The organism is Collinsella sp. BG-O-102 (genome assembly GCF_023656745.1).
In the GTDB taxonomy this organism is placed as follows: Bacteria; Actinomycetota; Coriobacteriia; order Coriobacteriales; family Coriobacteriaceae; genus Collinsella.
In genome coordinates this window covers 1-2,471 of the sequence record NZ_JAMOKO010000035.1, presented here as the reverse complement: position 1 = coordinate 2,471, position 2,471 = coordinate 1, and the positions used below count along the sequence as shown (strand labels likewise).

At 60.5% G+C, this 2,471-nt stretch carries 2 protein-coding genes; one reads left to right on the top strand and one right to left on the bottom strand.

Going from position 1 to position 2,471, the window contains the following annotated elements; genetic code table 11:
- Positions 1-125: 125 nt before the first annotated feature.
- Positions 126-470, bottom strand: a complete 345-nt coding sequence (locus NBH09_RS09900) for a winged helix-turn-helix domain-containing protein (protein WP_195503779.1) — start codon at positions 468-470, stop codon at positions 126-128.
- Between the two features lie 208 nt (positions 471-678).
- Here NBH09_RS09900 and NBH09_RS09895 point away from each other — a divergent pair, with 208 nt between their 5' ends.
- Complete coding sequence (locus NBH09_RS09895; RefSeq protein WP_250787855.1) at positions 679-2,190, top strand: IMP dehydrogenase; 1,512 nt, start codon at positions 679-681, stop codon at positions 2,188-2,190.
- Positions 2,191-2,471 lie beyond the last annotated feature (281 nt).

The following is a 2,471-nucleotide window of genomic DNA, read 5'->3' as shown; positions in this document are numbered from 1 at the left end:
GCCTAGCGGGCGGCGGGATCAACCGAAGAGGAAACCAAGCGGGGGCGCCAGGCGCCCGGATGCGTCATGCCGAAATGGCGCGAAGCACGCGGTTGACAAAACTATAGAGACACGTCCCAAATTAGCTACTTTTTGATGCTGGCGATGAGGTCGTTGGCTTTGGTAGCAATGACCTGGTTTATGTCGGCCTGCAGCTCCTCGTAGACCGCGATGGCTCGCTCGCCGGCGGGGGTGAGCGTGGATCCGCGGGCACCGTCGCGCTCGATGAGTTTGCAGCCCAGCTGGCCTTCTGCCTCGTTCACAATGCGCCAGGCTTTGGAATACGCCATGCCCATGCTCTTGGCGGCACGGTTGAGCGAGTGTTCGCGGGCGATACCTTGCAGCAGCAAGACACAGCCGTGGCCGAAGACGCCCGGCAGATCCTTGTCGCACGCTTGAATGACCAACTTTGCCGTCGTCTTGTACTCCATCTGCTCCACGTCTCCCCGCTAAAGTGTTTGCTGGGCAAACGCAAAGCCTGCGTCAAACCCTCGTGTGCTCTTCTTTCGTGTGCTCTTCTTAAATCATGCATTGTAGCAGTCAAAGTGCGTTAAGATACTTCCCCAGTATTGGGCGCCCAAGGTTGGGCTGGGTCCTACGAGGCCTGCAGCCGACCGGTCGCATGGAAAAAGGAGAAACATGGCTACGTTCTTTCCCGGTGAGTCCCACACGTTTTCGGAGTATCTGCTGGTCCCTGGTTACTCGTCCTCGCAGTGCATCCCCAACAACGTCTCTCTTAAGACGCCGCTAACCCGCTTTAGGCGCGGTGAGAAGCCGGCAATCACCCTGAACATCCCCATGGTTTCCGCCATCATGCAGTCCGTCTCGGGCGTCGACATGGGTGTCGCGCTCGCTACCGAGGGTGGCCTGTCCTTCATTTACGGTTCCCAGAGCGCCGAGTCCGAGGCCGCTATGGTCAAGGCCGTCAAGGATCACAAGGCTGGCTTCGTTCAGTCCGATTCCACGCTGACCCCCGACATGACCATGGAGCAGGTCATCGAGCTCAAGGAGAAGACCGGTCATTCCACCATGCCGGTTACCGACGACGGCACTCCCAAGGGTAAGCTCCTGGGCATCGTCACCAGCCGTGACTATCGCCCCAGCCGCGATGACCACCAGACGAAGGTCTCCGAGTTCATGACCCCGCGTGAGCAGCTCATCGTAGGCGACAAAAACATCAGCCTCAAGGTTGCCAACGACGTCATCTGGGACAACAAGCTCAATGCTCTGCCCATCGTCGACGACAACGATCACCTCATGGGCATCGTCTTCCGCAAGGACTACGACAGCCACAAGACCAACCCCAACGAGCTGCTCGACGGCGACAAGCGCTACATGGTCGGCGCCGGTATCAACACCCGCGACTATGCCGAGCGCGTGCCGCTGCTCATCGAGGCCGGCGCTGATGTCCTGTGCATCGACTCTTCCGAGGGCTTCAGCGAGTGGCAGAAGCGCACCATCGAGTGGATCCGCGCCAACTACGGCGAGGATGTCAAGGTCGGTGCCGGTAACGTCGTCGACGCCGAGGGCTTCCGCTTCCTTGCCGACTGCGGTGCCGACTTCATCAAGGTCGGTATCGGCGGCGGTTCCATCTGCATCACCCGCGAGACCAAGGGCATCGGCCGTGGCCAGGCCACCGCGCTGATCGACGTCTGCCGCGCTCGCGACGAGTACTACGAGGAGACCGGTGTCTACGTACCCGTGTGCTCCGACGGCGGCATCGTCTACGACTACCACATGACGCTCGCCCTTGCCATGGGCGCCGACTTTATGATGCTGGGCCGCTACTTCGCCCGCTTTGACGAGAGCCCGACCGAGCGCGTCAATGTGAACGGTCAGTACATGAAGGAGTACTGGGGCGAGGGTTCTGCGCGTGCCCGCAACTGGCAGCGCTACGACCTGGGCGGCGCCGCGAAGCTCAGCTTCGTCGAGGGCGTCGACTCCTACGTTCCCTACGCCGGTTCCCTCAAGGACGGCGTGGGCGGCACGCTCTACAAGGTCAAGTCCACGATGTGCAATTGCGGTGCCCTCTCGATCCCCGAGCTCCAGGAAAAGGCGCGCCTGACTCTGGTCAGCTCCACCTCCATCGTCGAAGGCGGCGCCCACGACGTAGTCGTGAAGGATTCTCAGCAGAGCGTTTCCTATCGATAAGCGGCTTTCCCAAGCACCGCACCTTGCCGTTCAAACCGTCGCTCGCGTACCAAAGTACGCGTCGCTCCTCTTTCACGGCAATCTGCGGCACTTGGAAAACCCGACCATACATGGGCGGGTAACAATTAGCGGTTGATTCACAACCACGTTATTTAGATAGGTTGATTTCCGATCTCAGCCGAACACATTGAGCAAATAGGCCATTCCCGCAGTTAGCCGAACGCCCCCGCGGCCCCTCCTGGGGTCCGGGGGCGCCGTTTTCCCAGTTGAAGGAACGGTGG

What these genes read in the sequence shown, in the direction of transcription:
- NBH09_RS09895 (WP_250787855.1), top strand. Translation starts at nt 679, where the DNA reads ATGGCTACGTTCTTTCCCGGTGAGTCCCACACGTTTTCGGAGTATCTG.
- NBH09_RS09900 (WP_195503779.1), bottom strand. Translation starts at nt 470, where the DNA reads ATGGAGTACAAGACGACGGCAAAGTTGGTCATTCAAGCGTGCGACAAG.